Genomic DNA, 6572 nt, shown 5'->3' with positions numbered 1-6572 from the left:
AATACCTCTCGGATGTCTATGATCGGGAACTGCAATAAGAGCTTCAATTAAATTCATTGCTGATTCATTCCATAATTCAAGTCTACCCGGACGGGGCAGACTTGATTACCTCTTCTATCATACATTCCCCTCCCGACAATTAATCCACCCTGCTTAGTAAGGGGAGTAGGGGGTGGGACAAGATTCCGATCAAAGTCAACCCCTACTCCCCTTACTAAGGGGGATTTAGGGGGATCGAGATATGTGCAACTTCACATTAAATTGATATGAGATCGGGATTGCCGAATATATTGCGGATTGGTACACTTGTACAGTAAGTAGTACAAATGTCAAGTAGATGAATATTGTTTCTTTTAGCGAAGCGAGAAATAACCTCAAGGCTGTTTTAGACAGAGTAGTGGAAGATAGGGACTATACCATCATCACTAGGCGGGATGCGGAGGATGCCGTGGTGATGTCGCTAGAGTTCTTTAATAGTTTGCTGGAAACAGTTCATTTACTCAAATCTCCCGCCAATGCTGCCCATTTGGAGCGTTCTATTGCTCAGTTTAAGCAGGGGAAAGTGGTAGAGCGAAATTTGTTGGATGACTAGAAAGTTAGCATGGACGGATGAGGCTTGGGGCGATTATTTATATTGGCAAGGGCAAGACAAGAAAACGTTAAAACGAATTAACAAGCTAATTGAGGCAACCATCCGATTGCCGTTTGAGGGGATCGGAAAGCCAGAACCACTGAGGGAGAACTTGGCTGGTTTTTGGTCGCGGCGAATTGATGATACGAATCGATTAGTTTATGCTGTGGATGACGAGTATCTAACGATTATCTCTTGTCGATACCACTATTCTGATTGACCAAGAATGTCTTGATGGTACCCGCCACGTGATTTATCCGTGGAATCAATCCAAAATCTAAAATCTAAAATCCTCAAGAAAGAGCATTTATCTCGCGCAAGTCAATTCTTTAATCTAAAATCTAAAATCTAAAATCGATTGACATCCTCCTTAGCAGGCTGTAGCTAGGGTGCGGCGTTTTTGTTTAATAGGAAAGTCGGCGATTATTTGAGCAGTTTAATTGTAATTTAATGACGATAGCGAGTTGCTATTTAACGGGCGATCGTAACTTTTGTCACGCTATGTAAGTTTTGCAGGATAAACAGGGATGAGAGGGTACTCCTTTGCATGGCAATTGTTATGCAGTGATTGATTGTTTAGTAGTGCAGCCACAAAATAACGCGGACTTTTTATTTAAATTGCATATTCGTCGAGGCGGGCGGGACGCCCAACCCCTACTCCCCACAAGAGTTTTATTGTTTTTTGACATACAATTTAAATCCACAACAGCTTATCCCAACAGAATAGTTTTCAAAATACTCCTTGTAAACTGGATTCATGTTTTTTGGTAAGCTGCGTGGCTCTGACAGCGGAACTGGGAGCATCTCATATTTGTAAAAATACTTCTTCTGGCTCCTTCCTTCTTCCTTTTTCCTCCTGGCTCCCAACTCCAATTTCTAGCGGAGGGCTGCTTTCATTGAGATGCTCCCTATTTACGAACAGTTATTCTGGCATAGAAACTGGCTGAACGTATTGAGAATTAGCGCGCACATAACAGCCTTGTCTTGTCAGCATCCAGGGTTGACCGTTCGCCATCGTAATCGCATTTACTCCCCTGAGTTCAGCAGCAATTGTATCTCTATCCGCGCGGTAAAGTTGTTGAATTGCTCCGTTTGGGGTCTTGCGGCAGTTGAGTTGTCCATCTCGCGACGTGACTCGCCAAGCAGGCCAAGTTGCCGAGCCAGCAGTTTCAGTCAACCAAGTATTAGAATTGCTAGAAGTATAGTTGCCACTTGCATTAGGACGCGGTAAAGATTCGACTAAATTTACTTTAAATGTCTGGCCAATAGAAGGACAATTTTCTCCTGCTTTCACCTTCCAAGTAACTTCTGCTCCCAATTGGCTGCTCCTTCCAACTTGACGCCTAACAATGGTAATATCCCCAGAACAAACCATTTTTCGGCCAGGGCCCGTCGCACTGTCTTTGAAAGTCCCATTGTAATAGTAAGAGCCCGCTGCTCCTTCGGAACGGGTAATTTGAATATTGCCCAAAAATTCCCGATTGCCTACTTTGGTCAAGTAAAAACCTCTGCGATTGTTCCCTTTTTCTGACAGGTTTAAAGTAGTTTTACCGTTGGGATTAACATAAGTGGTAGCGCTAGCAGCCGCGCACCAAATTAATGACACAACTCCTGTGGATAACAAAATGGAAAGTTTTTTCACAGCAACACCTTGTATGATATGAATCTCTACTTTATTTGTAGCTGTTGGTGAAGATATTTGACCAGTCACTCAAATGAGTGACACTCATTTGAGTAACATTCTAACGACATACGGGCCATCCCCCATGATTACCACTACAAATTCGGCAACTACGGGGGATTGGCACTACTGCGTAATTCCGAAATATCAACTCTGCATAACTTCACCTTGTTTCACCTTGTTTCACCTTGTTTCAACTCTCTTCACTTGTATGCACCTGCATCACCATGCCTGCAAGCTTCCACTTCTGACTCATTGCAAGTTCCAATAATTAGCAGCAGAATAAATTTAGATACGTAAGTAAGGGAGTTCCAATCACCGCTAAATACTGTAGATTTTACGGGTACTTCCCGGTGAGTCAAGTTGGGATTCCAAACACTAGGGCGATGTTTACAGATAGCAGATTTCACATCTAAGAAGGTTTGTAAAGAAATGTAAAAGCTCCTGATCGCCGATTGGTTTGACAGAAAGTAAGCTTTTTAAGCTGAGTCGGGAAAAAAAATCGTCTTGATTCAGCGCAAAAATGAACTTGACAAACACAAATTAATTGGCTCGAAACTTAAATCATTGTTGAAGGGAGAATGAATTATGGCTGACGGTCAATTAGGAGTTATATTAAAGATGGCTCAAACAATTAATCCTCAAATTGAGAGCGATCGACATTTTGAAATAGACTTGGCAAAATTGCGCCAACTGCCAGCAGGAACATTAGGGTGCGAAGTGGCGCGATTTCTAGACGAACAAGGCTTTGAGCCGATCGCATCGGGAGACTGGATTGGTGCGAAACCACGACGTGTGGCACGTTCTGACTGGTCTTTCAGCTTCAACAGAAGATGAATTGGTACTTCAAGCGTTTACTCGCGCTCAAGTATTTCGTCCTTCTTGTGCGATTTTAGTGTTAGTTGGACCCATCGGCTGGTTAAGTTGCGCGATCGGACAAACTATCAAAGGCTTAAAACACGGAAAATTAGCCACTCAGTTAATTAATTGGGACGTTGCATCTGATTGGGAAAATCCTTTATCTGAAGTTCGAGAAAAACTCGAAATTCTACCCTTAATTGATTAGATTTTAACTCGTTACCTGATTGCAAAAATATGCAAAGCCAAAGTTACAAACCGGAAATTAGCCTGAGCCCACGCGAAAGAGCGATCGCGCAATTAGTAGCCCAAGGCCTGCCCAACAAATGTATTGCCAAAAATTTAAATATCAGTCACTGGACGGTTGCTACTTACGTGAGGCGGATTTTTATCAAACTCGGTGTTTGTTCCAGAACTGCGATGATTGCACTGCTGATCCAAGAAAATTTGCTCTGGGACTGATCGATAAGTCAATACGCTTCAGTTAAGCCCGATCCCCCCTAGCCAAGGGCGGACACTCTTGGCACCGCCCCTAGGTCGGGGGGGACAAGAACTTACTCAAAGTCTCCCTTCTTAAGGGGGATTTAGGGGGCTCTGCGAGGAATAAACAGTTTTAACCCAAGCGTATTGATCAATAAGTAGGGTGCGTCAGATATTAAGAACGGGCCGGAGAGCCCGTTCCACAAAAAATCAATGTTCTTGTGGAACGGGCCGGAGAGCCCGTTCTTATTTGCAAGCGTTAATTTTTTTCTATGCCAAAGCCACAGAAGAAGAAGAATGTCTCAGAAAACTCAGCAATTCTCGATTCACCGTTTGCGGCGCTTCCTGCTGAATCCAGTGACCGCAGTGAGGAACTAATTTCAACTTAAACGGAGCCGTAATTAATCTGTCTAAACCTTCTACAAGTTTGTGGCTCAAAAACGCATCTTCTTCTCCCCAAAGCACCAAAGTAGGCACTGTCACAGGTTCTAATTTCTGCCCCAAATTCCAAAGCCTCTGCGGGTGAAACATCTGCCGGTAATAATTGATAGCGGCGGCTAATACTCCCGGCTTTTCTAAAGCAGTCTGATAAATCTTAGTTTCCTCAGCGCTAAAAGATCCTTTGCGAACAGCTTGTCCTTGGAAAACATTGTGAACAAAATCTTTCAAGTTTTGCCGGATCAACAATTCCGGAATGCCGGGAACCTGAAATGCCAAAACGTACCAACTGCGGCGGATTTGATCTAAATTGCTCGCCATTTCCTGCATGAATCGCTGCGGGTGCGGAGCGTTTAAAATTGCCAAGCGGTTGAGTTGTTCAGGGAATTTTTGAGCTAAGTGCCACGCGATCGCTCCTCCCCAATCATGACCTACAACGTGAGCTTTTGTATAACCGAGGCTCGAAATCAAACCGCGAATATCCGCGCTCAGCGTATCTAAATCATAGCCGCTTTCCGGCTTGTCGGAATCGTTGTAGCCCCGCAAATCCGGCACTACCACCTTGAAATGACGCGCTAAGGCAGGGATTTGATGACGCCAAGAGTACCAAAACTCTGGAAACCCATGCAGGAGGAGAACGAGCTCGCCTTCTCCTTGAGAAACACAGTGCAGGCGGATGTTGTTGGTTTCGACAAAGATGTGTTGCTGTTGGGAATCTAAAGAATTCATAGTTGGAAAGTTAGACTTATTTTCGGGAAGTACAGAACCCGCCGACTGGTAGCAGGCTGAAACGGCCCAATGCTGTTAATTTTTCTACTTTTATTGTAGCTGCTTTTCCAGGCCAGCCGCTGCAATCTAATTAAACTTAAAACTTATCAGGTTTTGGGGTGTCCTGTGTTTTAGGCGTAACTACTGAGCTTAACTTTCTCACCTTAAATGTATTGTTTTAGCAGCGGCGCAGGCGATTCAATAATAGCACAATTTCGTCCGTTGCCGATCGCATTTTTGCAGTCGTTAGGTCAGATTGATTGACGATAATGCTAAACACCAGCGGCTCGTAATTCGGAACTTCGATATATCCCGACAGCGCCGAAACTCCGCTCATAGTTCCGGTTTTTGCTTGCATAATTACGCGATTTGGTGTAGTATTAAAGCGATTTTTCAAAGTGCCGCTCTCGCCAGCGATCGGCAGTGACTGGCGGTAAATAGATGCAGCAGGTGAATTGGCCATAAGTCTCAAAGTTTGCACCAAGGCTTCTGGAGTAATTAAATTGTGCCGAGACAAGCCGGAACCGTCGGCTAATCTGTAGCTGTTTGGATTTACTCCTAATTGAGTTAAAACTGTTTTTAACTCTTTCAAACCCATTTCACCTGTATCCTCTTGTGGCACAGGCATCTTGCCTGTGAGTGTTTGTGGCAGGGGCATCTTGTCTGTAACTTTCCCCAACAATCTCAATAAAACTTCTGCATAAAGATTGTTGCTTACTCGATTAGTTTCTCTCACCAATTCCGCCAGCGGTGGCGATTCAACAGTCGCTAATTCTTGATTTAAATTGCGAGAAGCCGATGCAACTAAAGCCTGTTTAACAGGAATTCCCTCAGCCGCCAGGGCTTGTTGAAAATACTGCAAAAAATTATTAGCGGGGTTGACAACTGCGACATAAGCTGATTCAGGTTCTGCACCAACTTTCAACTGTCCGCCCACTCGAATTATAGGTCGATCGAACTCCCGGCCAATTTCAATAAACTCGGATTCGTTTTGGGCGACTGTTACTGAATTGTTCTGAAGTTGCCACTGATTTGCCAGCTTTGCTTCGACAAAAGTAACTTTCAGAGGTTGCCCCAGAGCCTGTGGGGACAAGAGAAGGTCGATCGCGTTTTGATTGAAAATTAAACTGTTAATTGGCGCTCCGTAGCCAGCTTGCGCGTCTTCCCATTCCCAATTCGGATTGACTGCACTACCTTGAAAATAGCTGTCATCGCCAATCAACTGGTTAACTTGACTGATTCCCCGCTGCTTCAACTGCTGCGCCAAAGATTTCAACTGAGCCTCAGCAATGCTCGGATCTCCCCTGCCGGCAACGTACAAACTGCCATTTTCGCCGCTGTAAACCGATGTCTTAATCCGAAAATCTGCACCGAGTTTCTGCAAAGCAGCGGCTGTAGTTAGCAGCTTGGCATTTGATGCTGGAATAAAATATTTTTGGGCGTCGCGGCTGTAGAGAGTAGTAGTAGAAGATAGAGGTTGAATCAAAATGCCCCAGCGCGATCGGCTAAATTCGGGACGGTTGGCGATCGCATCTACTTGTGCCCCCAAATCCCCAGGACAAATATCCCCAGCAACCGCCTGGGTTTGAGCTGCAACCGCCGACGGACGCCCCAGAATTAGGACTAACAAACTAAGCGCAATTCCTTGGATTTTCAAAGTGCCAGTTCCTTAACAATAACTATTAAAATTAAATGCGCCCGATCTTGGAAGTTTCA

Annotated in this window: 9 protein-coding genes; 5 read left to right on the top strand and 4 right to left on the bottom strand. The window is 44.5% G+C overall.

From position 1 onward, the window contains the following. Nucleotides 1-337 precede the first annotated feature (337 nt). Together QUB26_RS22890 and QUB26_RS22885 are read left to right on the top strand one after the other, a co-directional pair. The gene (locus QUB26_RS22890; protein ID WP_333242313.1) at nt 338-592 is read left to right on the top strand and encodes a type II toxin-antitoxin system prevent-host-death family antitoxin; all 255 of its coding nucleotides are present in this window, start codon (nt 338-340) and stop codon (nt 590-592) included. After that, nucleotides 585-851 carry a Txe/YoeB family addiction module toxin gene (locus QUB26_RS22885; protein WP_333242316.1) on the top strand — a complete coding sequence of 89 codons (267 nt, stop codon included), beginning with the start codon at nt 585-587 and terminating at the stop codon, nt 849-851. Before QUB26_RS22890 ends, QUB26_RS22885 begins: the two co-directional genes overlap by 8 nt. A gap of 702 nt (nt 852-1553) precedes the next feature. Here the strand turns inward: QUB26_RS22885 and QUB26_RS22880 are convergent. Further along, nucleotides 1554-2342 carry a hypothetical protein gene (locus QUB26_RS22880; protein WP_333242319.1) on the bottom strand — a complete coding sequence of 263 codons (789 nt, stop codon included), beginning with the start codon at nt 2340-2342 and terminating at the stop codon, nt 1554-1556. 173 nt (nt 2343-2515) lie between these two features. Beyond that, nucleotides 2516-2722 carry a hypothetical protein gene (locus QUB26_RS22875; RefSeq protein ID WP_333302563.1) on the bottom strand — a complete coding sequence of 69 codons (207 nt, stop codon included), beginning with the start codon at nt 2720-2722 and terminating at the stop codon, nt 2516-2518. Nucleotides 2723-2900: 178 nt separating this feature from the next. Here QUB26_RS22875 and QUB26_RS22870 point away from each other — a divergent pair, with 178 nt between their 5' ends. From QUB26_RS22870 to QUB26_RS22860, 3 genes are read left to right on the top strand one after another with little or no spacing between them, the layout of a single operon-like run. Beyond that, nucleotides 2901-3149: a hypothetical protein gene (locus tag QUB26_RS22870; RefSeq protein WP_333242322.1), complete on the top strand. Its 249-nt coding sequence runs from the start codon at nt 2901-2903 to the stop codon at nt 3147-3149. Then, entirely contained in the window at nt 3091-3378 is a 288-nt protein-coding gene (locus tag QUB26_RS22865) for a Coq4 family protein (RefSeq protein WP_333319852.1), read from the top strand. Before QUB26_RS22870 ends, QUB26_RS22865 begins: the two co-directional genes overlap by 59 nt. A 29-nt stretch (nt 3379-3407) precedes the next feature. Further along, nucleotides 3408-3632, top strand: a complete 225-nt coding sequence (locus QUB26_RS22860; RefSeq protein ID WP_333159671.1) for a helix-turn-helix transcriptional regulator — start codon at nt 3408-3410, stop codon at nt 3630-3632. 288 nt (nt 3633-3920) lie between these two features. Here the strand turns inward: QUB26_RS22860 and QUB26_RS22855 are convergent, their stop codons facing one another. Together QUB26_RS22855 and dacB are read right to left on the bottom strand one after the other, a co-directional pair. Continuing rightward, nucleotides 3921-4817, bottom strand: coding sequence for an alpha/beta hydrolase (locus tag QUB26_RS22855; RefSeq protein WP_333242328.1), 897 nt, complete (start codon nt 4815-4817; stop codon nt 3921-3923). A gap of 217 nt (nt 4818-5034) precedes the next feature. Further along, nucleotides 5035-6507, bottom strand: coding sequence for a D-alanyl-D-alanine carboxypeptidase/D-alanyl-D-alanine endopeptidase (dacB, locus tag QUB26_RS22850; protein ID WP_445299634.1), 1473 nt, complete (start codon nt 6505-6507; stop codon nt 5035-5037). Between the last annotated feature and the right edge of the window lie 65 nt (nt 6508-6572).

The sequence above is a fragment of the Microcoleus sp. B4-C1 genome (genome assembly GCF_036705285.1).
Taxonomy (GTDB): Bacteria; Cyanobacteriota; Cyanobacteriia; order Cyanobacteriales; family Microcoleaceae; genus Microcoleus.
This window is presented reverse-complemented; position numbering and strand designations above follow the sequence as displayed.